The organism is Streptomyces sp. NPDC020801 (genome assembly GCF_044334385.1).
GTDB lineage: Bacteria > Actinomycetota > Actinomycetes > Streptomycetales > Streptomycetaceae > Streptomyces.
In genome coordinates this window covers 57,024-80,270 of sequence record NZ_JBIRST010000008.1, presented here as the reverse complement: position 1 = coordinate 80,270, position 23,247 = coordinate 57,024, and the positions used below count along the sequence as shown (strand labels likewise).

Genomic DNA, 23,247 nt, shown 5'->3' with positions numbered 1-23,247 from the left:
ATGGCGAGCCAGCCCGCCCCGGCCGCGAGGGCATGGTCGCGGCACCCGACGACGACCCGGATCGCGGACCTGACGTGGCAGGACCTGAACGACCGTCGCCCTCTGGTGCTGCTGCCGCTCGGCTCCTGCGAGCAGCACGGCCCGCATCTCCCGCTGGACACCGACACGGCGGTGGCCTCCGCCGTCACCGAGCGAGTCGCCGCCCGGCTGTGCGGCACCCTGGACGTGCTGGTCGCGCCCCCACAGCCGTACGCGGCCAGCGGCGAGCACGAGGGGTTTCCCGGTACCGTGTCCGTCGGCCACACCGCGCTGCGCCTGCTCGTCACGGAGATCGGACGCTCGATGCTCCGCTGGGCCGGACGCCTGCTGGTGGTCAACGGGCACGGCGGCAACCTGACCAGCCTCTCCGAGGCAGTCACCGGCCTGCGCGGGGAGAGCCGGGACGTGGCCTGGTGGCCGTGCGTCCCGAAGGACTCCGACGCCCACGCCGGCCGCACCGAGACCGCCATGATGCTGCGGCTGCGGCGCGGGGCCGTCCGCAGCGAGCAGGCCGTCGCCGGACCCACCGACCCCGTCAACCTGCTGATGGACCGCCTGGTCGCCGAGTCCGTCCGCGGGGTCAGCCCGTCCGGCGTCCTCGGCGACCCCGCCGGAGCCCGCGCGAGCGAGGGCGAGCAGCTCCTCGACCGCATGGCGGACAGCCTCGCCGCCGACATCCGCGCCTGGCGGGTCTCCGGGCAGGGCCGGCTGGGCCTGCCCGAGCGGCGGCCACCCAGCGCCCATGCGGGAGCCGGGCGATGACCGGCCGCCGGGTCGCAGTGGTCACCGGCGCCGCCCGGGGCATCGGAGCCGCGACCGTACAGCGCCTGGCCCGCACCGGTTGGGCGGTGGTCGCCGTGGACCGCTGCGCCGACGACCCCGACGTCCCCTACCCCCTGGCCGAACCGGGCCAACTGGACGCCCTGGCACGGCGGTTCCCCCTGGTGCGTACCGTCCGGTCGGACGTCCGCGACACGGCCGCGCTGGGGAGCGCCGTGGAACTGGCCGAGGACGAGTTCGGGGGGCTCGACGCCGCCGTGGCCGCGGCGGCGGTCATGCTCGGCGGCGGCCCGGTGTGGCACCAGACCGACGCGCAGTGGCGGACGCTGCTCGACGTGGACGTGATGGGCGTGGCCAACCTCGCCCGTGCCGCGGTACCCGCCCTGTTGCGCAGGCCACAGCCCCGCAGCGGCCGGTTCGTCGCCCTCGCCTCGGCCGCCGCGCACCGCGGGCTGTGGGGGCTGGGCGCCTACTGCGCCGCCAAGCACGCCGTGGTCGGTCTGGTCCGCGGCCTCGCCTGTGATCTGCGGGACACCGGTGTGAACGCGGTCGCCGTGTCGCCCGGTTCCACGCGCACGGACATGCTGCGGGCCACGGCCGACCTCTACGAACTGCCCGAGGTCGACAAACTCGCCGAGCAGCAACTCTCCGGGCGCCCTCTGGAGCCCGAGGAGGTGGCCGCAGTGGTGGCCTGGGCCTGCTCGGCCGACTCCTTCGCCGTCACCGGCTCCGTACTCCACGCGGACGGGGGGTTCACGGCATGACATGGTTCCTGCGGGAGGCGGACACGTCCGGTTCCGGACGGCGCATGAGGACCTCCCGGCTCGTCACGCATGCGGGCACAAGCCTGTTCGGCGGGCACGCGCGCACGTTCCGGTACCCCGGGCACGCGGGGCCGCCACCGCAGCCCGACACGCTGCCGTCCCCGCCGCAGGACCGGCTTCCCGACGGGTTCGCGGTCGAACTCGCCTCCGGCACCCACCGTTCCCTCGACGGCCGCCTGATGCTCGGGGGTTCCCCTCCGCGGCTGCTTCGCCTCGGGGCCGGCGCCGTCCGGCTGCTGGAGGACGGCGGGTTCGTGGTGCGGGACGCGGCAAGCGCCGCGCTCGCCCGCCGGCTCCTGGACGCGGGCGTGGCCCACCCCCGCCCTCCACTGTCCCCGGTCCGCGACACGACGGTCGCCATTCCGGTCCGCGATCGGGCCGACCAGCTCGACGCACTGCTGACCGCTCTGCGTGCCGACCCGCCCACCTCCACCCTGCCGGTCCTGGTGGTGGACGACGGCTCCCGGGACCCGGAAGCCCTCGCCCGCGTGGCCCGGCAGCACGGCGCCCGGCTGCTGGTGCACCCGCGCAACCTCGGCCCAGCCGCCGCCCGCAACACCGCGCTGCGCGCGGCCGAGACGGCGTATATGGCGTTCTGCGACTCCGACGTCGTGCCCGGATCGGGGTGGCTCGCACCGATGCTGGCGCACTTCAGTGACCCCGCGGTGGCCCTCGTGGCACCCCGGATCGTCGCCCTGCCGCCCGCCGTCCCACGGCTGCTCGACCGCTACGAGCAGGTCCGCTCGCCGCTGGACATGGGGCCGCGGGAGGGGCCGGTCGTACCGGTGTCGATGCTCTCCTACGTGCCCAGCGCGACCATCGTGGTCCGCCGGTCCGCTATCGGCGCCGGCTTCGCACCCGGCATGCGGGTGGGGGAGGACGTGGACCTGTGCATGCGGCTGCACGAGGCGGGCTGGCGACTGCGCTACGTCCCCGACGTGCGCGTGGGCCACCGGCACCGCACCGAGCTGCGCGGCTGGCTCGCCCAGCGGACCGCATACGGCACCGGCGCGGCCGACCTGGCCCTGCGCCACCCAAGCCGGGTGCCGCCGCTGTACGCCGCGCCCTGGTCGCTCGCCGCCTGCGCCCTGCTCCTGCGCGGCAGGCCGGCACCAGCGGCCACGGCGCTGGCCCTGACGGCCATGACCGCCGTGAAGGTGGCCCGGCGCATGCCGGACGCCGACCACCCCGCGCGGGCGGGGACCCTGCTGTCGCTGGCCGCGCTGCGCGGCACCGCCGAGCAACTGCTGCGCTGTGCCACCCGGCACCACTGGCCGGTCGCCGTGGCAGCCGCCGCCGTCAGCCGCCGGGCCCGCTACACCCTTGTGGCGGCCGCCCTCGCCGAGGGGCTCGCCGACCACTACCGCTCCCGCACCTCGCTCGACCCGCTTACGTACACGGCGATCCGCCGCCTGGACGACCTGGCCTACGGCTGGGGCGTGTGGCAGGGCGCGCTCCGCCGCCGCACCGCGGCGCCGCTGCTGCCCCGCCTCGCCCTGCCCGCACGAGGCAGGGCCGCGAAGCGCCCCTGGGAGCCCCGCCCCCTCGCGCCAACCTCGCACCAACCAGCCACGGCCACCGTGGAGACCTGGTGACGGGCGTGTCGCCCCGCTCGCCGAGACCCCGTCACCCATCACCCACACCCCTGGAGGAACCAGCATGAGCCCGTGCTCCGATCCCCGCCCCGCGCCCGGCAGCCCGCTCGCAGGAGTGGGAGGGGCGCCGCCCCGTCCACACGAGTCGACGGCGGCCGACCGTCTGGCCTTCTGGGCACAGGAGGCCGAACGGCTGGACTGGGAGACCAAGTGGTCCGAGGTGCTGGACTGGACGGGCGCGCCGTTCGCCCGCTGGTTCACGGGCGGCCGCCTGAACGTCGCGTACAACTGCGTCGACCGCCACGTCGAGGGCGGCCACGGCGACCAGGTCGCCTTCCACTGGGAGGGCGAGCCGGGGGACACCCGGACCATCACCTACGCGGACCTGAAGCGCGAGGTGTGCCGGACTGCCAACGCCTTGCTCTCGCTGGGGCTTTCGGCCGGTGACCGGGTCGCCATCCAGCTGCCGATGATCCCCGAGGCCGTGTTCGCCATGCTGGCGTGTGCCCGGCTCGGGCTGCCGCACAGCGTGGTTTTCGGCGGGTTCTCCCCGGCCGCCCTGCAGTCACGTATCGAGGACGCCGGGGCCCGCCTCCTGATCACGTCGGACGGCCAGTACCGACGGGGCCGGGCCGAGCCCATGAAGGCGAACACCGATGAGGCGACCCGGCACACCCCGAGCGTCGAACATGTCCTGGTGGTCCGCCGCACAGGCACCGACGTGCCCTGGACCGAGGGCCACGACCTGTGGTGGCACGACCTGGTCGGCGCCCAGCCGGACGAGCACCGGCCGGAGTCCTTCGATGCGGAGCACCCGCTGTTCATCCTCTACACCTCGGGGACGACCGGAAAGCCGAAGGGCATCCTGCACACCTCCGGCGGCTACCTCACCCAGGCCGCGTACACCCACCGCACCGCCTTCGACCTCGACCCGGACACCGACGTCTACTGGTGCACCGCCGACATCGGCTGGGTCACCGGCCACTCCTACATCGTCTACGGGCCGCTCGCCAACCGCGCCACGTCGGTGATGTACGAGGGCACGCCCAACACCCCGCACGAGGGGCGACACTTCGAGATCATCGAGCGGTACGGGGTGTCGGTCTACTACACCGCCCCCACCCTCGTCCGCACGTTCATGAAGTGGGGCGAGCAACTCCCGGCCCGCTACGACCTGTCGTCGATCCGCGTGCTGGGCAGCGTCGGCGAGCCGATCAACCCCGAGGCGTGGCGCTGGTACCGCACGCACCTCGGCGCCGATCGCGCCCCCGTCGTGGACACGTGGTGGCAGACCGAGACCGGCGCGGTCATGATCGCGCCCCTGCCCGGAGCGGCCCCCGCCAAGCCGGGCTCGGCGCAGCAGCCGGTGCCGGGCATCTCGGCCAAGGTGGTCGACGACCAGGGTGAGGAGGTCGGCAGGGGCGAGAGCGGTTACCTGGTGCTCGACCAGCCCTGGCCGTCCATGCTGCGCGGTATCTGGGGCGACGACGAGCGGTACCGCGAGACCTACTGGGCCCGCTTCGCCCACCGCGGCTACTACTTCGCCGGCGACGGTGCCCGCTACGACGAGGACGGCGACATCTGGCTGCTGGGGCGCGTGGACGACGTAATGAACGTCTCCGGGCACCGCATCTCCACCGCCGAGGTCGAGTCGGCACTCGTGTCCCACCCAGCGGTCGCCGAGGCCGCGGTGGTGGGGGCCTCGGACGCGACGACCGGGCAGGCGATCGTCGCCTTCGTGATCCTGCGCGGCGACGGGCTCTGGTCTGCGGGTGACATCACCGCGGCCCTGCGCGAGCACGTGGCCCAGGAGATCGGCCCCATCGCCAAGCCCCGCCAGGTCACGGTGGTCCCCGAGCTGCCCAAGACCCGGTCCGGGAAGATCATGCGTCGGCTACTGCGCGATGTCGCGGAGAACCGGGAGATCGGCGATGTCACGACGCTTGCCGACGCCTCTGTGATGGACCTCATCAATGCCGGGCTCACCGGCAGTTCTCCGCAGACCGGCTGACCTCTGACCATCGCACACAGGACCGTCGCACTGGTCATGCCTCCGCCCCGGATCCAGCGAAGCTGCCGGCGCTGGATGGCCGAGCACGGCGGAACGGTAGTCAACGTGATGGTCGATGCGGTCCGGGAAAGTCCGCAGAGTGCCGTACCGGCCGCACTCACCGAGTGGCGGCTGCCGGCGAACCGGCGCTCCGCATCGATGTCCGTACCGTCGTACCCGGTCCGTCGCTCGGCGCGAGCACGTACGGCGCGGCTATGACCGATGCGCTGACCGACCTCCTGGCCTGCCCCCGAGCTCCGGCGAAACGGGGGCACGCCCGGACCTCGTGCACGGGCCGGTCCTCGTACTGAACGATCAGTCCGGACGGCCGCGCCGTGCCGTCTGATCCACAGGCGATGCCGACCGACACGGCACCCGTCCTCGGCGTACTCATCGCCCGCCCCGTTCACCGCACACCGCAACGACTGGAAGGCACACCCCCTCATGCGTCTCGTCCTCATCGGCCCTCCCGGAGCGGGCAAGGGCACCCAGGCCGCCCTTCTCGGTCGCCGGCTCGGCATCCCGCACATCTCCACCGGGGACCTGTTCCGGGAGAACGTGACCCGCGGGACGCCACTCGGGCAGGAGGCCCGGCGGTACCTGGACGCGGGCGAGCTCGTGCCCGATCGCGTCACCGCCGCCATGGCCGGCCGGCGCCTTGAGCAAGTGGACGCCCGTCGTGGCTTCCTCCTCGACGGGTTTCCCCGGACGATCGAGCAGGCGCACGCTCTCGCCACCATCCTGGCGCGCACCGCAACGGCCCTGGACGCCGTCCTCGAGTTCGACGTCCCCGAACACGTCGTGCTGGAACGTCTGCGCGGCCGCGGCCGGTCCGACGACACCGAGGAGCTCATCCGGCATCGCCAGCAGGTCTACCGGCGACAGACGGCCCCCCTCCTCGCCCATTACGCGGACATCGTGCTGACCGTGCGGGCCGTCGGGACTGTCGAGGAGGTCGCGGGCAGGGCACTGGAGGCTCTCGCGGACCTCTCCGGAGCGGCGTGAGGACTCTTCCCGCCCACAGAACTCGGACACCGGGAGCAGCAGACCGGCGCGTCCTGGAGGCCACCATGCGCCAGGACGCCTCGTCCTGCCGGCGAGCGTCCTGGCCGGTCGGCACTTCCGCAGTCGCGGCAACGCTGAGGTGGTCCAGACGCCCGGTGATCCCGTGCAGGTCGCCGGTGCCGTCCGCGTTGGAGTCGGCGGATGAGCGCGGGTGGATCTGGTGGACCACCGTGTTCTTCCACCGGGGCACGACAGAACCTCGCGAGCGTGTAGGGGGATGGGGCGGTCAGGAGATGGCGGCGCAGACGGTCTCGCGGATGACCAGGCAGGCCGCGCCGCGCGCCCACAGGTCGTGGGTGACGGGATCGATGTGGATCTGGCAGTCGCGCGCGGCGTCGGAGAACGCGTGCGCTTCGAGCGCCTGCTGCATGGCCGGCCCGAACAGGTCGTGGGCCACGGCCCCTTCCCCGGCGATGGTGATCTTCTGCAGGTTGAGCAGGTTGCACAGGCCCGCCAGGCCCCGTCCCAGCGCGGTGCCGGCCTCGGCGAAGGCGGCGCGGGCCACGGTCCGGGCGGCGGAGTGCTCGCCGCGGGCCAGTGCGATGGCGTCGGCGATGGTGGTGCAGTCGGTGATGCCGCCGTCCTGGATGTGCCGCAGTACGGCGCGGTCGCCCGCCAGCGCTTCCAGACAACCCCGGCGCCCGCAGCTGCACATCGGGCCGGCCGGGTCGAGCGGCAGGTGGCCGAGTTCGCCCGCCATGCCGCTGGCGCCCGCGTAGAGGGTGCCGCCGAGCAGCAGACCGCAGCCGATACCGGGCCCGACCGTGACGACGGCGAAGGAGTCGACGTCCCGACCCTCGCCGAACCATCGCTCGGCGATGACCAGGGTGTTGACGTCATTGTTGACGGTGACCATCAGACCCGTCGCCTCCGACAGGGGACCTGCGACGTCGACCTGCGTCCAGTCCAGCAGAGCGGAGTAGCGGCAGGCACCGGACTTGGAGTCGACGTGGCCGCTGACCCCCACCCCGACGCCCAGGATCCTGTCCGCTGCCTCCGGGGCCTGGTCCAGCAGGCACGAGGTCAGGGCCGCGGCGGCGGACAGGGCGGTCTCGGGGCGGCAGTCGGCGAGCGGCTGCTCGGAGCGGGCCAGCACGTTGGCCGCCATGTCGGTGAGCACACCGGACACCTGCGCAGGACCGATCTTCATGCCGACGACGACGTGCTTGTCCGGGTTGACGTGCAGCAGCTTCTGCGGGCGGCCCCGACCTTTCGGGATGGCGTCGGTCTCGCGCAGGTAGTCGTGTTCGAGGAGTGGGGGCAGCATGCGGGTGACGCTGGAGGGCACCAGGCCCAGCCGCTGTGCGAGCTGGGTGCGCGAGAGTGGACCTGCGGTGAGGACCGTGGCGAAGATCTCCGCGCGGGTCTGCTCGCTGACGAGATCCGAGAAGGGGATCATCCCCGGTGCCTCCAAGCGTGAGTGTCGTGGTGTCAGCCGGCTGTGACGTCGATGTAGTTCAGCGCAATCGAATCGGTGTCGCGGTCGGTGCACATGAGGGTGACGAGGTTCTCGCCCTCGGCGAGCCTGATACGGCCGCTGTAGGTGGCCCAATTCCTGGCCGTGGCTGGGAAGTCGATCTGCTGGGACGCGCTGACCACGGTATGGTCGGGCTTCTCGGCAGCGAGGGTGAGCCGGGCCGCCTGCGGGGCCTGGTAGCACAGGTCGAGACGGTATGAGTCCGTGCGCGGTGCCTTGACGGTGAAGGTGACCGACTGGTTCTTCCTGCTGATCCGGGCGTAGCCCATCGCCTCGTGCCCGGCCAGCGAGTTGGCGAATCCGGCGCCGCCGCCCCAGGCCGCGAACGCCGCCTGGTAGCGGGAACGGTCGGCGGGGATGACGGTGCCCAAGAGACAGCCGTGGGCTGGAAGTTCGGCAGTCACGGTGCTCAGTTCGCCGAGGTCTTCGTGTTTCCAGACGTCCCGCACTTTCGCGGTGCCCTTGATGCCCAGCGCGGACAGGTCCAGGGAGCGGACCTCGGGGCCGTCCGAGCGGTTGAAGAGGGCGATGGCCCAGCTGCCGTCAGGAAGCTGACCGGCCCAGCGTTCCGTGTCACGGCTGGAGGGATCGTCGGCGTAGGAGGTGCCGTTGCTGAAGTAGGGCTTGCCGACCAGGCCTTGACGGTGCAGGTCGAGGACCTCGGGGTTGGTGTATGCCCAGCCGTGGTCGGCGATGTCGGCGTGGGTGTCGGCGATCGTGATCGGGGATCCGGCGATGGTCATCAGCGAGACGGCAGTACGGCGCTCATCGTCGTTGGCGAATGTGCTGATCCGCAGGAAGTCACCGTCCAGGATCAGCTGGCCGCGCCCGGAGCGGTCGGCGTAACCGGTGAACCCGGCGAAGGGGTTGAACCAGTTCGGCCACAAGTACTGCCAGTCCTGGCGGCCGCCGCTGAGCCGGTCCCAGCCGCCCTTGTCGGCGTCGGCGTTGATGCGGATCATGTCGCCGGAGAGGACCTCGGCTTGGGCGTGCAGATACAGGTGCGGCATGACGAGCGAGAGCTCCATGTCCTCGCCCGCGGACTCGCTCATCCACTCCAGCGCGGTGATGTAGTTGTCGTGCCCATGGGCACGGTTGGCTCGGCCTATGCCGGCGTCGCGTCCGTCCTCGTACCAAGACAGGAAGTCGATGCGGAGGTAGCGGACGCCGAGCTCCTTGAAGTACTTCACGTACCCCTGGACGTACTCCTTGGCGCCGTCCTTGGTGACGTCGATCCAGTACAGCGTGTTGCCGTGGTTACCGGAGGCGAAGAAGTCGTCCTCGACGACCAGATCGGCGATCTTGACATCCGGGCGGCCGACGACGGTCTTGGTGGTGTCGGCGACGGCGGCTTTGTGCACCCACAAGGGGTTGTAGTAGACGCCCAGTTGCATGCCGTTGTCACGGAGGTAGCGCACCCAGTACGACCAGTCGTGAGTCCAGGAGTCGTTGTAGCTGGTGATGTAGCCGTGCTCGGTGGTCTTGGACGAGCCTTCGATCCAGCCGTCGGTGCAGGCCATGCGGTAACCGTGCGGGGCGAAATCGCGGGCCAGCCAATTGACGTTGTCCTTCCATTCGTCCTCGGGGATGGGCGCCTGTTGCGGGAACGAGTAGCCGTAGGTGGTCCAGTTCAGTGGACCAGCGCCAGAGCGGGTGAAGACGCTGTTGCGGCTGGCGATCGGCAGGGCGCGGGTGCCGTCGATGCGGTCGGTGGGGAGGGCGCAGGCGGCCGGTTCGTCGGCGAAGCCCGGGGAAGCGGGGGCCAGGGCCGCCAGGCCCGCACCGGCAGCGGCGCCGGAGACGAAGACTCTTCTGGAAAGCGCCATGGGGGGTGGCTCCATCCGTGGTGGGGGCAGGGCCGGTGCGGCTCGACCGGTTGCCTGCGGATGACGGGAGTGTGTTCGGCGTTTTTTTATGCGTCAAGCATGAAAATAGCGGGCTTTGCGCAACCGTGACTCGGGCCCGGTTCGCCTGGAGGCCTACTTGCGGCGGGAGTTGGCTGCTCTCCGTCGAGACATGTGCAACTCGTTGGGGGTATTTTCGTGCATCACGGAAAAAAACCTGGCGCTGATCCGGCCATGTGGCACGGTGTGGGCGTGTGGCCCCGTGAGCGAACCATGTGATGCGGTGAGCGGGCCCACCTGGTGCGGTGTCAGTGGCAGGCCGCGCGGATCCTCGCCCCGGGGTTGTTGGCGTAACCCTTGGGGATCCACAGGCGGGCGGGGATTCGGGCATGAGTGCTCCGGGGGGATACCCGGGCCCGCGGAGGCGTCTTCAAGCGGCTGGCGCGAGGGTGACCGTGACCCTCTCGGAGCGGCGGTGCTGGAGTAGGGACAGGCCGCGGGAGAGAGGGTGGCGCACCCATGACTGGCGCTACCTGCGCTTCCGCCGCAAGGGCGCCTGGCAGCGCAGGACGCACGTCTCGGAACTGCGGCAGTTCCGGCACGAGATGGAGGGCCGCGCCTGGGACAAGCCCGCTGCGGAGACCCGTGCCGCCGCGGCCGTCACCGCGGCCGGCGGTGACGGGCCACGTCCGCACTCGGCGTGAACGCGCTGCCGCACCCCACCGTGTCGACGCGGCAGCCTTCCCGGCGGCTCAGGCGGTCGGTCTCCTGGGCAAGACCGGGCAGACGACAACGGTCCGGGGACGCCCGGTCCTCTGCCCGCCCGGTGAAGCGGCCCGCGCGTCGGGGCCACACACGTCCGGATCGGCGCCCCGGCGATGCGCGTCGGACGCCGTGGCCACCGGGAACAGCGCCTGGGCGACCGATGCGTTCGGCGACGCCACGTCGTAAACGAGGAGTTCTTCTCCACACACGTCCCCCGCGAATCCCCTCCGTCCGGAGAGCGGTCCCCCTCCGTTCGGACAGTAGTGGTCCGGTGGCCGAGGGCTGAGGATGTCTGTCGTCTACGCAGGCCAAGACGCGGTGTCCGGCGGTCGGCCTCCTGTTCTGCGCGCCGGAGCGGAGCGACCTCGCGTGAGGGACATCGGCCGGAAACTCAGCGGTGGTGGGACGAGCGGTGGGACAAGAGAGATGGACGGTCCGCAGAGTGCGCGCCTGGCGGAGGCCGGACAGCAGGTGGCGGCCAGGCCGACGGCCGATACGGCCCGCAGCATCCAGTTCTCCTGCCAGCTGCTCTCCCGCAACGAGGACGAGTTCTTCGAGTGCTTCTACCAGTGCATGGTCGAACACGTGCAGAAGGTCCGGGAGTTGACGCCACCGGAGGGAAGGCCCCTGTGCGACGCGCTGGTGCGCTCGGTGCTGTGGGCCGCGCTGACACAGGATGCCCCGGAGGTCGTGGAGGCGACCTTCCATCGGATCGGGGCCGGATACCGGCATCAGGGTTTCCGCGACGATTGGTACCGGTCCTTCGGGCAGGCGCTGCTGCAGGCGGCGCGCCAGACGCACCGAGGCGGCTGGGACTCCCGGCTCAGTTCCAACTGGGTGGCCTATTACACGTGGCTGCGCGAGAACCTCAGCCGGGGCTCCGCGGCCGCCTGGTCGCGGCCGCAGTACGATCCGTCACCGGAGTCGGACCCGGCCCCGGCGGAGTGGGGAGGTGAGGCCGAAGGAGCGCCGGCCAAGGGGCTCGACGAGATCTTCATCGCCCTGCGCATCCGGTACTTCCCGGACGACGAGCGTGGGCTCGCGGCGATCTGCGCCCGGGTCGCTCTGCGTACCGGCGTGAACCTGCGCGTCCCCCGTGAGGACCAGAAAGCCGATCCGGAAGCGATCTCTGCCGTGCTGAGGGCTCTGCTCGTCCTGGGGTACTCGCTCTGGTCCTTCCCCCACGCTGCGGCGGGCGACCGGCCCACGCAGGCCGCCGGAGCGTCCGCCGGGGACGGAAGCCGTCGACGAGGCGTGTTCCGGCTCTTCGGCAGGGTGGGCAGATGACGTCCCAGGCTCGCACGGTTCCGAGGGCGGTTCCGGCATACGCCACGGGAACCGCCGGAGAGGCGGTCGCCCAACTCGTCGGCGATCTCCGGGACGGGCTGGCGGGGCGCCGCGCCGCCGCGTTGCTGTACTTCGCCTCCAGTGCGTACGACCCGGCTGACGTCGTACCCGTCATCAGCTCGCACTTCCCCCTAACCGTGACCGTGGGCTGCTCCACCGCCGGAGAGTTCACCCACCTGCACAACGGAACCGGTGGTATTGCGGCCGTGGCCCTGCCGGACGGCTTGCTCAGCAACGCGGCGGCGGCGCTTGGAGAGCTGGGAAAGGGAGCCGGCGAGGGCACTGCGGACGCGGTCCAGTCGCTGGAGGAGCGCATCCAGGTTCAGCTTCGCCACCTCGACCCGGACCGTCACCTGGGGATCATGCTCGTCGACGGCCTGCATGGGTCCGAGGAACAGGTCAACGAGATGCTGGGCAACGCGGCGCCCCTGCTGGACTTCGTCGGCGGCTCAGCGGGCGACGACCTGGCCTTCGAGCGCACCTGGGTGGCCGTGGGCGACAAGGTGAGCCACCACGGTGTCGCTCTCATGGTCTGCCAGAGCGCTGTCCCGTTCCGGGTGGTCAAGACGTGCTCGTTCACCTCGACCGGCAAGGCCCTGCGGATCACCAGGGCAGACGTACCGTCACGGACCGTGCTCGAGTTCAACGGACGGCCGGCCACCGAGGCGTACGCCGAGGCCATCGGCGTACCCGTCGAAGAGCTGGGAACGGGGACATGGGTGGGGCATCCGGTCGGGCTGATGATCGACGGGGAACCGTGGATCCGCAGCCCCTTGGAGGTGGTCCCGGCGGGCGGTCTGCGCTTCTACGCCCAGATCCTGCCGGGCATGGAGGTCGAGGTCATGCGGTCGGGAGATCTCGTCGGGGAGACCGCAACCGCGTTGCGGAGGGCGCGCGCCGAACTCGGCGGCCGAAGTAGCGGTGCGGTGCTCTTCAACTGTGTCCTGCGCCGGCTGGAGACCGATGCCGGGAACGCCTCGGCGGCATTCGTCGCAGCGCTGGGCGGCATGCCCTCCGCCGGCTTCCACACCTACGGTGAGAGCTGGCTGGGTCATATGAACCAGACCCTCACCGGTGTGGTGTTCGGCAGCGAGCCGGTCCTGCGCTGACAGGGGCCCGACGGCGGCGCCGTGTTCGTCAGCGGGTGGGGTCGAGGAGGATCTTGCGGACGCCGTCGGCGCGGCCGGCGAACAGGGTGTAGGCCGCGGGGCCCTCGGAGAGGGGGAAGCGGTGTGAGACCACGGCCTCCGGTTTGATGCGGCCCGCCTGGGCGAGGGCGATCAGGGGAGGGAGTTCGTAGTGGACCGAGCAGAGCCCGATGGCGAACTCGAGCTCCTTGACCTGTGCCAGTCCCATGTGGAAGGGGAACGCCTTGCTCTGGCTCACCCCGATGACGCTGACCCGGCCGGCCTGCCGAACGGCCTTGAGGGCGAGCTCGATGGCCGCGTCCGACCCCACGGCCTCCACCACGGCGTCCGGTCCGCGTCCGCCGGTCATCTCGCGTACGGCCGTACGCGCGTCCTCGCCACCGACCGGCTCGACACCCAAGGTGGCGGCGAAGTCGCGGCGGTCCGCGACCGGGTCCGTGCCCAGCACCCGGGCGGCGCCCATCGCGAAGGCGGACTGGGCGGCCATGAGACCGACCGGGCCGAGGCCGACGACCAGGACGGTCTCACCGGCTTGGATGCGGGCACGGCGGCAGCCGTACCAGGCCGTGGGGGCGTTGTCCGTGAGGACGACGGCGGCCTCGTCGGAGATGCCCTCCGGCAGGTGGACCAGGTTCACGTCGGCGCAGGGCACTGCCAGGGCCTGGGCCTGACTGCCCGGGAGCCGCGGGCTCACGCCGTAGCAGAGGTCCGTCATGGCCTTCGCGCTCTCGCAGCGGGCGGTGAACCCCGCCGCGCAGGCCCGGCACCGGGTGCAGCCGACCGAGGCGGGCACCAGGACCCGGTCGCCGGGCTTGAAGCGGGTGACCCGGTCGCCGGTGTCGACGACCACACCGACGCACTCGTGCCCCGGTGTGTAGCCCAGCTCCGGGCTGAACGGGTTGCCGCGGTAGATATGCAGGTCGCTGCCGCAGATTCCGGCCGTGGTGACCTGGACGACCGCGTCGGTGGGGCTGGTGACGGCCGGGTCGGGGACATCCTCGTAGCGGATGTCGTGACGGCCGTGGTAGGTCAGTGCCTTCACTCGATCTTCCTTTTCGCGGTGGCCCGGGCCGGCTGGCCGCTCCTCGCCGCCTGCCGCGCCCGGAGTGACATACCGTCCAGTCGGTACGTGATCGTGAGAGTACGGTGCCTTCCCGTCGCCGGGCAAGAGGTCCGGGGCGGGGCGCCGCTGCGTGGGGGTGCTGTGGCGCCGCTGGCGCGGCGGCTTCGCGGTTGTCGAAAAGGCCGGCCGGCAGCACCGCGGTGAGCCCTCGGAATCGTCGCGGACGGCCCCGGAGCGGGAGTGATCACCAGTACGCTGTCCGGCTTGCCCCGATAAGATAATTTTCGTGATCAGGTCAGGACGGCTTCGGCGCCACCGCTCCCGCTACGGTGGCCGACACGAAACCGTACTGCTGTCCCCGGTGATCCTCACCGTCCTCATCACCAGCCTGGCATTCGCCACCCCGAGGGAGATCGCCTTCAGCCGTCTCCTGCCCGCCGCACCAGCGCTCGCCGCCGCGATGTGGCCCGTGGTCCCGACGATCCTGCTCGGGACGTTCTGCCTGCTGGTCATGATCGGCCTCAGCCTCGTCTACGCCGATCTGGGGACGCCGTACACAGCTGCTGCGATCATCGCCGTCACTCTGGCGGCCGCATATACGAGCCATCTGCGACTGGAGCGGGAGGAGATGCTCTACCAGGTCCGGCTCGTGGCCGACGCCGCGCAGAAGGTGCTGCTGCGCCCGCTGCCGTGCCGCATCCACGACGTCGACATCGAGTCGATGTACCTGGCGGCCCAGGAGCAGGCCAGGATCGGAGGCGACTTCTACGAGGCGGCCGAGACACCGTACGGGGTTCGGCTGCTCATCGGGGACGTGCGCGGCAAGGGGCTGTCGGCGGTGGGGGCGGCCTCGGCGGTGATCAACTGCTTCAGGGAGAACGCGTACGACCAGCCGGACCTGAGGGGCATCATTCAGCGCCTGGAGACGAGCATGGCGCGTTACAGCCTGGCGACCCCCGCCCCGGACCAACCGGAGCACTTCGCCACCGCTCTGATCGTCGAGATCCCGTACGGCGGTGGGCAGGCCAGAATTCTCAACTGCGGGCACCCACCGCCGCTGCTTGTCCGGCGCGGGGAGATCCGTGTCCTGGAGCCCACCACCCCCTCGCCGCCCCTCAACCTCGCGACGCTCCTCGGAGACCGCTACAGCGTCGACACGATCGACTTCGCCTCGGGCGACCAGTTGCTGCTCTACACCGACGGTGTGACGGAGACCCGGGACCGCACCGGCGAGTTCTTCCCACTGCCGGACTGGCTGCGGCAACTCGGCCCGACGCCGCCCCGTGAGCTGCTGGACCGGCTGCACCGGGACCTGCTCCACTACAGCGGCGGAAGGCTCGAAGACGACATCGCGGCCCTCGCCGTCCGCTGCCGGCACCCCCTGGGCAAGGAGCGCCTCGCGTAGCCCGGCCGGAAGCCATTCCCGCGCACGCCGCCCGGCCTTCCGCCCCGTCGGGGCACCGCGGAAGGGCGGCGCCCCGGCCAGGCCCCATCAGGAGCGGGCTCCATCAGGGAATCGCGGCAGTGCCCTCGTCCGCGGCACGGACGCGCGTCACCGCCGCGGAGCGCCGCTCGGGGCGTCGTTCGGGGCGTCGTTCTCGGCACGCAGGCGATTCGTCACGCCGACGACGCCGTCGACGCTCTCGCTCAGGCGTACCGCGAGGGGGATGAGGCTGCCGCGAGGCACGGTGCCGCTGAGGGTCACCCGTCCGTCGGCGACCTGGACGGTGACCGCGCCCGGACTCAGGCCGAGCGTCCGGCTCAGGACGTCCGTGGTGATCTCCGCACGGATCTCCGGGTCCCGGCGCAGGAAGACGCCGAGCAGGTCGCCACGACTGACGATGCCCACCAGCCGGCCGGCATCGTCCACCACGGGGAGCCGTTTGACGTGGTGGTGCGCCATGGCACGGGCCGCCTCCACGATCGACCACTGCGGCCGTGCCGTGACCGCCGGGCTGGTCATCAGCCCCTCGGCGGCCGGCGCACCGGCCTTGGCGCGTTCCGCGGGAAGCAGGTGTGTGGCGGTGAGGTGGCTGCCCGGATCCGACTGGGTCTCCTGGGTGCGCAGCAGGTCCGCCTCCGAGACCACGCCGACGGGGCGGCCTTGGCCGTCGACGACCGGTACCGCCGAGATGCCGTGTTCGGTGAGGTGCTGGGCGATGTCCTTGAAGCCCGTGTCCCGCCGCACACTCACGACGGCCGAGGTCATGAGGTCGCCGACCATCCGATGCAGCATGTCACCGCTCCTTGCTCGGGCGCCCCCGGCACAGGTCCCCTCTCCACTGTCCGCCCTCCGACCGGCACCCGCACCGTCCACGGCGCGGGCGCGCCGGGTGGGCCGTACGACGCCGCGGTCCTCGTCCCCTTTCACCACCGCCCCCGAGCCGCCGCGCGGGCGGACTACCGGCCCCGGTACAGCCGGTCGAGGCCGACGAGCAGCACGTCTCCGTCCGCCTCGGCCGCGTGGAGCGCGGGCGTGAAGCCGCCGCCGCTGTAGCAGGCGGGCCGGGCCCCCGTGACGTCCTCGCCGCGCGCGGCGAGCAGGGCGAGGAGATGACGCAGCTGTTGCAGGTGGTGCAGGTCCATGACCTCCTCCCAGCGCGCCAGGCCCACCGACAGCACGGGCCCGGGACCGGCGCGGGCCCGGCCGCGGACGACGACCTCCGCTTCCGTGTCCGGACCGGCACGGTGTTCCGGGTCGGGAAGCGAGCCATGGGCCGCCGTCGCAGGGGGTGCACCGAAGACGTCCGGGTCGGCGAAGTCCGTGACCCAGTCCCGGCAGACCTGGGCGAAATGAGGGCCTGCCACGGCGGAGTCGAAGACCGGCCGTACGCGCCGCCAGACTTCGCAGGTGTTCTGCTGCTCCAGCGCCGAGCGGCTGGGCCAGACAGCGGCGTGTTCGAAGGCCAGCAACGGCTCGGCGATACGCAGCCGCGTCACGCTCGGCCGGAAGGCGTCGGGCTCACCGTGCAGCAGACCGTTCTCCTGGAGGAGGGCGAGGCAGTGCGAGGCTTCGGTGAGCGGAGCGCCGAGGCGCTGGGCGATCGCACCGGGTGTCGGGCAGCCCGAGGCGATGGCGGCGAGCGCGGAGTGGCACAGGGCGCGGTCCCAGTGGTCGGTTTCCTCCTGCAACAGCTGATGTGCCTCCAGGAACAGCGGGGTCCCGGGGTTGAGGACGGTCCTGCACACCCAGGCGTCGAAGTCGTCCGGCCCGCTCGGGGCGTGGTCTCCGGCATAGCGCCGGTAGGCGGGGGTGCCGCCCACGACGGCGTGCACCGACAGGGCGAGGTGCGGGTCGTCGATGCCCCAGAACCGTGCCGCCTGCCGGAAGTCCAGGGGGCGGAGATCGAGTTCCAGGCCGGCCAGTTCGTGCAGTGGTGAGGCGGCGCTGAACAGCCGGTGCATCACCGGCAGCGAGCTGCCGCTCAGCAGCAGGCGCAGATGGTTGTCCCGCCCCGTCTCGCGCAGGCGCCGGCAGGCGCTGTGGATGAGGGAGGGCAACGCGGGGCTCTGCCGTACGAGGTCGGGGAAGTCGTCGACGACGACCAGCACGGGCTCCCGGTCGCCCAGCGCGAGCAGGGCGTCGACGGCGTCCTCCCAACCCCGCCAGGGAGCCGCCGGCGCTGTCCCCGTGTACTGGGCGAGCTCGTCGGCGAGCCTGCGCAGGGACTCGGCCTGCGCCGCCTGCTGCGCCCCGAAGTAGAAGCCTCCCAGGGCCGCGGTGAGGGCCTTGAGGAGGAACGTCTTGCCCTGCCGCAGCCGTCCGGTCACGACACCGAGTCCGGCTCCGGGGCGGGTGTCACGCGCGAACGCGCCGAGCGCTTCCCACTCGGCGTCGCGGTCGAAGACCGTCTCGGGCTTGGACAGGCGGGAAACGTCGGACGGCGACACGGCTGCTCCCATCGCTCGGCAGCGCTCCTGCCTCCAGTACAACGTCGAAAGCCGGGCGTCGCGACATCGCGGCTCCCGTCGGGACCGGGCACGCAGGCGTGCCCTCCCGCGCTCCGCCTTTCGTGGTGCACCGGCCGGCGCGCAGAGCCGGTGACCGGGATGTCTACTGGAAGGGCGGAGGCGGGCCGGTGGCGAATACGGAGGGAAGCCGATGATGTCGGTGTGCGGAGGCCGGGCCGGCGACGGCGGCTCGTCTCTGCACATGTCACGCTCGGTCAGGTCAGGGCCGCCCCGTGAGCCCGCCAAACCGCCGGAACCGTCACCGCCGCCCTCCTGGGGGCGCTGGCTGCTGCCCGTCGCCACGTTGGCCCTGCTCCTCGTGGTACTCACCCGAACGCCGTCCCACCAGGGCACATCGCTGTCGTACAGCGACTTCGTCGGCAAAGTCGGCGGCGGTCAGGTCAAGATGGTCGACATCGACGACAAGGGCACCGTCAAGGGGACCCTCAGCAACGGTACGAAGTTCACCACGCGGATACCCACAGCCCTGGGGAACAGCGGCCTGGAGCGGCAGCTCCTCGCCAAGAACGTGGAGATCACCGCCTCCCGGAGCAGCAGCGGCAGCCCGCTCGGGACACTGCTGGTGCTGTTCCTGCCGCTGCTGATCATCGTCGCCCTGTTCGTGTGGGCCCGCCGCCAGGCAGCACGGACACTGACCGGGGGGCTCAGCGCGATCGGGCGGTCCCGGGCCAAGATCATCGAGGCCGAGCGCCCGACCACTCGCTTCGAGGACGTCGCGGGCTACGAGGGGGTCAAGCAGGAGATCAGCGAGATCGTCGATTTCCTGCGCAACCCGCAGCGCTACGCGGTCGCGGGGGCCAAGGGACCACGTGGCGTGATCATGGTGGGGCCGCCGGGCACCGGCAAGACCCTCATCGCCCGCGCGGTGGCCGGGGAGGCGGAGGTGCCCTTCCTGTCGGTGACCGGCTCGGCGTTCGTGGAGATGTTCGTCGGAGTGGGCGCCTCCCGGGTACGCGACCTGTTCGCCGAGGCACGCAAGCGGGCTCCCTCGATCATCTTCATCGATGAGATCGACGCCGTGGGCAGCCGTCGCGGCGGGACCGCCCGGATGGGCGGCAACGACGAGCGCGAGCAGACCCTCAACCAGCTCCTTGCCGAAATGGACGGTTTTGATCAGGCCAGCGGCATCGTGGTGCTGGCCGCGACCAACCGGCCCGAGACCCTCGACCCGGCCCTGCTGCGCCCGGGCCGCTTCGACCGGCATGTGACCGTGCCGCTGCCCACCCAGACCGAGCGGGCGGCGATCCTGGCCGTCCACGCCCGCGGCAAGACCCTGGCACCGGACGTCGACTGGAACACCGTCGCACGGGCCACGCCGGGTTTCTCCGGCGCGGACCTGGCCAACCTGGTCAACGAGGCGGCCATCAACGCCGTCCGGGGCGGCGGCGCCGTCATCGACGCCGAGGACCTCGACGATGCCCGCGACCGGCTCCTGCTCGGGCGGCGGGAGTCCAGCAATGCCCTGCTTCCCGAGGAACGGCACTCCGTCGCCGTGCACGAATCCGGACACGCGCTCACGGCGGCTCTGTGCGAGCACGCCGACCCGGTCGCCAAGGTCACCATCCTCCCCTCCGGGCCCACGCTGGGCGCCACCGAGCAACTCCCGGAGGCCGAAAGGCACCTGTACCGCGAGAACTACCTGACCGACCTGCTCACCGTGCGGCTCGGCGGCCGGGCCGCCGAGCTGGTCGTCTTCGGCGAGGGCTCGACCGGTGCCGCCGACGATCTGGCCGGCGCGACCCAGATCGCCGGCCGCATGGTCCGTGAATTCGGCCTGTCACCGGCTCTGGGCCCCGTCGGATACGGTTCCGGAGCCCTCCAGTACTTCGGCGGCGAGAGCTCCGAAGACATGGGGCGGCGGCCCTACTCGGAGCAGACGCAGCGCATCGTCGACGAGGAGACGGCCCGCCTGGTGCGGCAGGCGGAGGAACGCGCGGTGGCTCTGCTGCGCGAGCACCGGGAGGAACTGGACGCCCTCGCCGAACTGCTCGGCGTCCGCGAGACCGTCGACGGCTCCGTGGTCCAGGAGGTACTCCACCGCAAGGCGCGACCCGACGCGGGCCACTGCGCCACGTCGGACGAGGCGGCGATGTGAACATCCCGTCGCCCCGGGGAATCACCCGGCCGCGGCGGCAAGGGTCACCACCGGTTGTCACCACACGGGGAGTGACGTCGTGTTGTCACCACACGGGGAGTGAGGTCGTGCTCAGCCGCCTCGCAGGCGTCGTGGTGCCCGTGTTCGGCCGGCCGCCGAAGCCGTACCTGTCGGGCAGGCAGGTGCCCGGGTACTGGCATCGGGCAGCCCGGGGGTACGGGTGGCCAGGCTGCTCACCGCCCCACTGCGCCGCCCGAGGCTGTACGCGCACGTCGGTGCACCACTGCTCCTCGACGGCGATCGGACGCAGGACCTGGCCCCGGCCCTGGCCCGCGGAGCGCTGACCCGGTCCTGGTACACCGCCGCCCGCCGGCTCGGCGAGCGAGTCACGCCCCGGATTCGCGGTCGGCGTAGCGCAGCAGTACGCCCATCCCCTCGCGCAGCCGCAGCCGCTCCTCGGGCACCACGACCAGTTCGGCCCTCGTGCCCACCAGAGCGCGGGTCAGCGCCGCGTCGGCGCGCTCCTCGCGCACGTCCTGTACGCCGTAGGAGCGCAGTTCCTCTTCGGTGAGGGCGAGTTGGCCCGGTTCCGGCCCGACCCACAGGCGCAGCCCCGACTCGGGGTGGTCGTTGAGGAACAGGGCCTTGACCCGGCCGCGCTGCAGCTCAGACACACCGGCGGCAAGCCCCTCGGCAGACGCTCCCTCGCGTGCCCGCTGCGCCAGGAAGGCATCCAGCAGCTGCCGGTCGTGCGCGGCCATACGTCCGCTGAAGTGGCTTTCGAGCCGTCGCTCCAGCAGCGCCCGCCCCGCCACGGGCTGGTCCGCGCCCTCCACCGTGGTGACCTGTCCGCGCAGCGCGGCGGGAAGCCGGTTGACCAGGATGCCGCGTGCCCAGGTGTCACCCGCGACGACCACCGCTTCGCCGCTGACGCGCCGGGCGTAGCCCTCCAGCTCCCGGCCGATCACTTCGGCGGCGTGCGGCCAGTCGGCCACCGGGACCTCCTCGTGCAGACGGAGCCCCGGTGCGACCCTGGTCAGGGGCCATGTGCCGGCCTCGGCGTCGATGCGGACGGTTCCGACGGCGTCCGTGGAGTGGCGGCCGCCGTACCGGACGTGCACGGCCAGGTACGGAATACCCGGGGCGCGCTGGACGATCAGCGGCATGGTGTCCGGCAGCGTTCCGAAATGCGCGGTGTCCCGCGCGGGCGGAGCGGGCAGCTCGTCGAGCAGCGCCGGCCGGCCATGGGCGGTGAACACCGCCTGCCCGTGCGCGCCCGGGACGTCCGCGTCGCCGCCCACCATCCCGGCCGCGGCGGTGATGGAGCCCTGATCCGCTCCCTCGGACCTGAGGGCGTCCCGCAGATGCCGCCACCGCAGTTCTATGGCGGCGTCGGGATCCTCGACGGCACTGTCGCGGGAGGTGTCCAGGTACACCGACGCGAAGGGACCGGACTGCTTGTACAGAGGTTCGAGAAAGGAGAGTCTCATGGTCACTTCCGAGGGCCTGCCACGCGGCGGCCGTCGAACGGCGGCCGGCGGGAGAGCGGTGCCCACGGTCGCTCCCCCGCTGCCGTGCGGGGGCGGCACCACCGCCGCACGTCAGGAGCCGGTGATCTCGATGTGGCGCGGCTTGGCGGCCTGTGCCTTGGGTACCGTGACGGTCAGTACACCCTCGCTGAGGGTCGCGTTGACCTTCTCGGCCTTGAGATCGGCGGGAAGGAGGGCGTGGTACTCGAAGTGCCCCGTGCGACGAGTGCTGCGGCGCAGTACGCCTGCACGCTCACGTTCCTTGTAGTCCCCCGTGATGCGCACTTCCCGCCCGCTGATCTCGACGTCGACGTCGTCTCGCTCGACTCCGGGCAGTTCCGCCTCGACGACGTAGGCGTCATCGGTCTCCCGCAGGTCGGCCGCCGGTGACCAGGCCAGTGCGGCCGGAGCGGTGGCAGCGCTTTCCAGCAGCCGGTTCATGCGCTCCAGCAACTGGTCGAACTCGGCCGCGAGCGGTTCACCCCGGCCGGCGGCGGGGAACGCCCTCTCCAATAGGCTGCCTGGCCGGTGTCGTACAGGCTGGTTCATCGCGGTTCACCTCCGCGAGGAGTGGCATGCGGGTCTCTTTCCATAGTGCATGCCCCGCACCGGCCGGGCGACTCCGCTCAGCAGCCCGGCACCGGACCCACAGGACGCCCCGGGCAGCAGGTACGCCGGACTGCCGGACCGCCACACGGCAGTGACGGCCCGTCACCATCACTTCCTGGCCGCCCCCCCGGCATCCGGGGACCGCACCGGTGAGCGTGAGAGGACCTGAGCTGTGCCGGCGGATGCACCTGGACCGAGCGCCTTCCGGCGCGGCCGGGATGTCACTCCTGGATCGAGGCGACCGCATCCAGCCCGGCCTGGCGCAGCGTCCGCTGCACGGTCCGCGGCGCCCCCCGGATGGTGACCTTCACGATGTTCGGCCGTTGCGTCGCCGCACGGAGAAGGGCGTAGGCGGACGCGAGGTCGATGCGGGTGACGGCGCTCATGTCGAGAACCCACTCGTCGGCCCCGCTCAGCGGGGGCTCGGCGAGTCGTTCCTCCAGCTCACGCAGGGCCGCGGCGTCGACGGCCTCGGGGAAGGTCAGCCGTGCCCGGCCGCCGTCGGCGTCGACGGCCACGGTCATCGAGTGACGGGGGACTGGGTGGGGTCCGGATGTCATGGCGACCTCCTCCGCGACACGATGGACTTGCGCGGTGCCTCCATCTTCGCGCGAACAGAGGTGAGAGGCCCGTCCCGCCGGCTCACGGCGGTGGACAGTCCTTCGACGGCGGTCAGCAGCCCCCGGTGCCGATCCCCCCCCCGGGGCCATCCGCCCGTACCCCTAGCCGGAGCCGGAGCCGGAGCCGGAGCCGGAGCCGGAGCCGGAGCCGGAGCCGGAGCCGGAGCCGGAGCCGGGCCCGCGCCGGGGTGCGGGTGGCGGTGCGCCGCGCGGTCATCGGTGGCTGCGGACCGAAAGGGGCCGTCGGACGTGACCGGCGTGATGCCCGCTGTGGTGGTCGCCGGGACCGGCGGCCTGTGCGACGTCCGGCGCGGCCGCCGGCCGCGCCGGACGGACGAGGCACGGGACGAGAACGCGCCGGACGGCACCGCGGTCGGCCGCGGGTGGCACCGGGGCGGCAGAGTGCCGCGTCGTCCGCCCCCCTC

At 72.0% G+C, this 23,247-nt stretch carries 18 protein-coding genes; 10 read left to right on the top strand and 8 right to left on the bottom strand.

The window, feature by feature from the left end; genetic code table 11:
* The 5 genes from mftE to ACH4UM_RS18180 all read left to right on the top strand — a co-directional run bounded on the left by mftE (position 1) and on the right by ACH4UM_RS18180 (position 6,293).
* Entirely contained in the window at positions 1-801 is an 801-nt protein-coding gene (gene mftE / locus ACH4UM_RS18200; RefSeq protein WP_398179786.1) for a mycofactocin biosynthesis peptidyl-dipeptidase MftE, read from the top strand.
* A complete protein-coding gene (locus tag ACH4UM_RS18195; protein WP_398179783.1) occupies positions 798-1,583 on the top strand; it encodes a mycofactocin-coupled SDR family oxidoreductase in 786 nt (261 codons plus the stop codon). The genes mftE and ACH4UM_RS18195 overlap by 4 nt, the downstream gene beginning before the upstream one ends.
* On the top strand, positions 1,580-3,238 hold the full coding sequence (gene mftF / locus ACH4UM_RS18190; RefSeq protein ID WP_398179780.1) for a mycofactocin biosynthesis glycosyltransferase MftF: 1,659 nt from the start codon (positions 1,580-1,582) through the stop codon (positions 3,236-3,238). The genes ACH4UM_RS18195 and mftF overlap by 4 nt, the downstream gene beginning before the upstream one ends.
* Positions 3,239-3,302: 64 nt before the next feature.
* A complete protein-coding gene (acs, locus tag ACH4UM_RS18185) occupies positions 3,303-5,249 on the top strand; it encodes an acetate--CoA ligase (RefSeq protein ID WP_398179777.1) in 1,947 nt (648 codons plus the stop codon).
* Between the two features lie 483 nt (positions 5,250-5,732).
* Positions 5,733-6,293: an adenylate kinase gene (locus ACH4UM_RS18180; RefSeq protein ID WP_398179774.1), complete on the top strand. Its 561-nt coding sequence runs from the start codon at positions 5,733-5,735 to the stop codon at positions 6,291-6,293.
* Between the two features lie 286 nt (positions 6,294-6,579).
* Here the strand turns inward: ACH4UM_RS18180 and ACH4UM_RS18175 are convergent, their stop codons facing one another.
* Positions 6,580-7,752 carry an ROK family protein gene (locus ACH4UM_RS18175; protein ID WP_398179771.1) on the bottom strand — a complete coding sequence of 391 codons (1,173 nt, stop codon included), beginning with the start codon at positions 7,750-7,752 and terminating at the stop codon, positions 6,580-6,582.
* Between the two features lie 32 nt (positions 7,753-7,784).
* Positions 7,785-9,656, bottom strand: coding sequence for a hypothetical protein (locus ACH4UM_RS18170; RefSeq protein ID WP_398179769.1), 1,872 nt, complete (start codon positions 9,654-9,656; stop codon positions 7,785-7,787).
* A gap of 473 nt (positions 9,657-10,129) precedes the next feature.
* Between ACH4UM_RS18170 and ACH4UM_RS18165 the strand changes: the two genes are divergently transcribed.
* The 3 genes from ACH4UM_RS18165 (at position 10,130) to ACH4UM_RS18155 (ending at position 12,895) form a co-directional block, all read left to right on the top strand.
* Complete coding sequence (locus ACH4UM_RS18165) at positions 10,130-10,378, top strand: hypothetical protein (protein WP_398179766.1); 249 nt, start codon at positions 10,130-10,132, stop codon at positions 10,376-10,378.
* A gap of 487 nt (positions 10,379-10,865) precedes the next feature.
* Positions 10,866-11,726, top strand: a complete 861-nt coding sequence (locus tag ACH4UM_RS18160) for a hypothetical protein (protein WP_398179763.1) — start codon at positions 10,866-10,868, stop codon at positions 11,724-11,726.
* Positions 11,723-12,895: an FIST signal transduction protein gene (locus ACH4UM_RS18155; RefSeq protein WP_398179760.1), complete on the top strand. Its 1,173-nt coding sequence runs from the start codon at positions 11,723-11,725 to the stop codon at positions 12,893-12,895. Before ACH4UM_RS18160 ends, ACH4UM_RS18155 begins: the two co-directional genes overlap by 4 nt.
* A gap of 28 nt (positions 12,896-12,923) precedes the next feature.
* Here ACH4UM_RS18155 and ACH4UM_RS18150 read toward each other — a convergent pair whose 3' ends face one another.
* Complete coding sequence (locus ACH4UM_RS18150) at positions 12,924-13,976, bottom strand: alcohol dehydrogenase catalytic domain-containing protein (RefSeq protein ID WP_398179757.1); 1,053 nt, start codon at positions 13,974-13,976, stop codon at positions 12,924-12,926.
* Positions 13,977-14,283: 307 nt separating this feature from the next.
* On the opposite strand from ACH4UM_RS18150, the gene ACH4UM_RS18145 reads away from it, so the two are divergent.
* Positions 14,284-15,402, top strand: a complete 1,119-nt coding sequence (locus tag ACH4UM_RS18145) for a PP2C family protein-serine/threonine phosphatase (RefSeq protein ID WP_398179754.1) — start codon at positions 14,284-14,286, stop codon at positions 15,400-15,402.
* A 147-nt stretch (positions 15,403-15,549) separates the two neighbouring features.
* Here ACH4UM_RS18145 and ACH4UM_RS18140 read toward each other — a convergent pair whose 3' ends face one another.
* Both ACH4UM_RS18140 and ACH4UM_RS18135 read right to left on the bottom strand, forming a co-directional pair.
* Complete coding sequence (locus ACH4UM_RS18140) at positions 15,550-16,233, bottom strand: CBS domain-containing protein (protein WP_398179752.1); 684 nt, start codon at positions 16,231-16,233, stop codon at positions 15,550-15,552.
* A 164-nt stretch (positions 16,234-16,397) separates the two neighbouring features.
* On the bottom strand, positions 16,398-17,900 hold the full coding sequence (locus ACH4UM_RS18135; protein ID WP_398179749.1) for an ATP-binding protein: 1,503 nt from the start codon (positions 17,898-17,900) through the stop codon (positions 16,398-16,400).
* 250 nt (positions 17,901-18,150) lie between these two features.
* On the opposite strand from ACH4UM_RS18135, the gene ftsH reads away from it, so the two are divergent.
* Positions 18,151-20,064: an ATP-dependent zinc metalloprotease FtsH gene (ftsH, locus tag ACH4UM_RS18130; RefSeq protein WP_398179746.1), complete on the top strand. Its 1,914-nt coding sequence runs from the start codon at positions 18,151-18,153 to the stop codon at positions 20,062-20,064.
* Positions 20,065-20,450: 386 nt separating this feature from the next.
* On the opposite strand, the gene ACH4UM_RS18125 is transcribed toward ftsH, so the two are convergent.
* The 3 genes from ACH4UM_RS18125 to ACH4UM_RS18115 form a co-directional block, all read right to left on the bottom strand.
* Positions 20,451-21,554, bottom strand: coding sequence for a hypothetical protein (locus ACH4UM_RS18125; protein ID WP_398179743.1), 1,104 nt, complete (start codon positions 21,552-21,554; stop codon positions 20,451-20,453).
* Positions 21,555-21,665: 111 nt separating this feature from the next.
* Positions 21,666-22,142: an Hsp20/alpha crystallin family protein gene (locus ACH4UM_RS18120; RefSeq protein WP_398179740.1), complete on the bottom strand. Its 477-nt coding sequence runs from the start codon at positions 22,140-22,142 to the stop codon at positions 21,666-21,668.
* Between the two features lie 281 nt (positions 22,143-22,423).
* Positions 22,424-22,762, bottom strand: a complete 339-nt coding sequence (locus tag ACH4UM_RS18115) for an STAS domain-containing protein (RefSeq protein ID WP_398179737.1) — start codon at positions 22,760-22,762, stop codon at positions 22,424-22,426.
* Positions 22,763-23,247 lie beyond the last annotated feature (485 nt).

What these genes read in the sequence shown, in the direction of transcription:
- ACH4UM_RS18175 (WP_398179771.1), bottom strand. Translation starts at nt 7,752, where the DNA reads ATGATCCCCTTCTCGGATCTCGTCAGCGAGCAGACCCGCGCGGAGATC.
- mftF (WP_398179780.1), top strand. Translation starts at nt 1,580, where the DNA reads ATGACATGGTTCCTGCGGGAGGCGGACACGTCCGGTTCCGGACGGCGC.
- ftsH (WP_398179746.1), top strand. Translation starts at nt 18,151, where the DNA reads ATGTCACGCTCGGTCAGGTCAGGGCCGCCCCGTGAGCCCGCCAAACCG.
- ACH4UM_RS18125 (WP_398179743.1), bottom strand. Translation starts at nt 21,554, where the DNA reads ATGAGACTCTCCTTTCTCGAACCTCTGTACAAGCAGTCCGGTCCCTTC.
- ACH4UM_RS18155 (WP_398179760.1), top strand. Translation starts at nt 11,723, where the DNA reads ATGACGTCCCAGGCTCGCACGGTTCCGAGGGCGGTTCCGGCATACGCC.
- mftE (WP_398179786.1), top strand. Translation starts at nt 1, where the DNA reads ATGGCGAGCCAGCCCGCCCCGGCCGCGAGGGCATGGTCGCGGCACCCG.
- ACH4UM_RS18160 (WP_398179763.1), top strand. Translation starts at nt 10,866, where the DNA reads ATGGACGGTCCGCAGAGTGCGCGCCTGGCGGAGGCCGGACAGCAGGTG.
- acs (WP_398179777.1), top strand. Translation starts at nt 3,303, where the DNA reads ATGAGCCCGTGCTCCGATCCCCGCCCCGCGCCCGGCAGCCCGCTCGCA.
- ACH4UM_RS18140 (WP_398179752.1), bottom strand. Translation starts at nt 16,233, where the DNA reads ATGCTGCATCGGATGGTCGGCGACCTCATGACCTCGGCCGTCGTGAGT.
- ACH4UM_RS18180 (WP_398179774.1), top strand. Translation starts at nt 5,733, where the DNA reads ATGCGTCTCGTCCTCATCGGCCCTCCCGGAGCGGGCAAGGGCACCCAG.
- ACH4UM_RS18120 (WP_398179740.1), bottom strand. Translation starts at nt 22,142, where the DNA reads ATGAACCAGCCTGTACGACACCGGCCAGGCAGCCTATTGGAGAGGGCG.
- ACH4UM_RS18135 (WP_398179749.1), bottom strand. Translation starts at nt 17,900, where the DNA reads ATGGGAGCAGCCGTGTCGCCGTCCGACGTTTCCCGCCTGTCCAAGCCC.
- ACH4UM_RS18115 (WP_398179737.1), bottom strand. Translation starts at nt 22,762, where the DNA reads ATGACATCCGGACCCCACCCAGTCCCCCGTCACTCGATGACCGTGGCC.
- ACH4UM_RS18170 (WP_398179769.1), bottom strand. Translation starts at nt 9,656, where the DNA reads ATGGCGCTTTCCAGAAGAGTCTTCGTCTCCGGCGCCGCTGCCGGTGCG.
- ACH4UM_RS18195 (WP_398179783.1), top strand. Translation starts at nt 798, where the DNA reads ATGACCGGCCGCCGGGTCGCAGTGGTCACCGGCGCCGCCCGGGGCATC.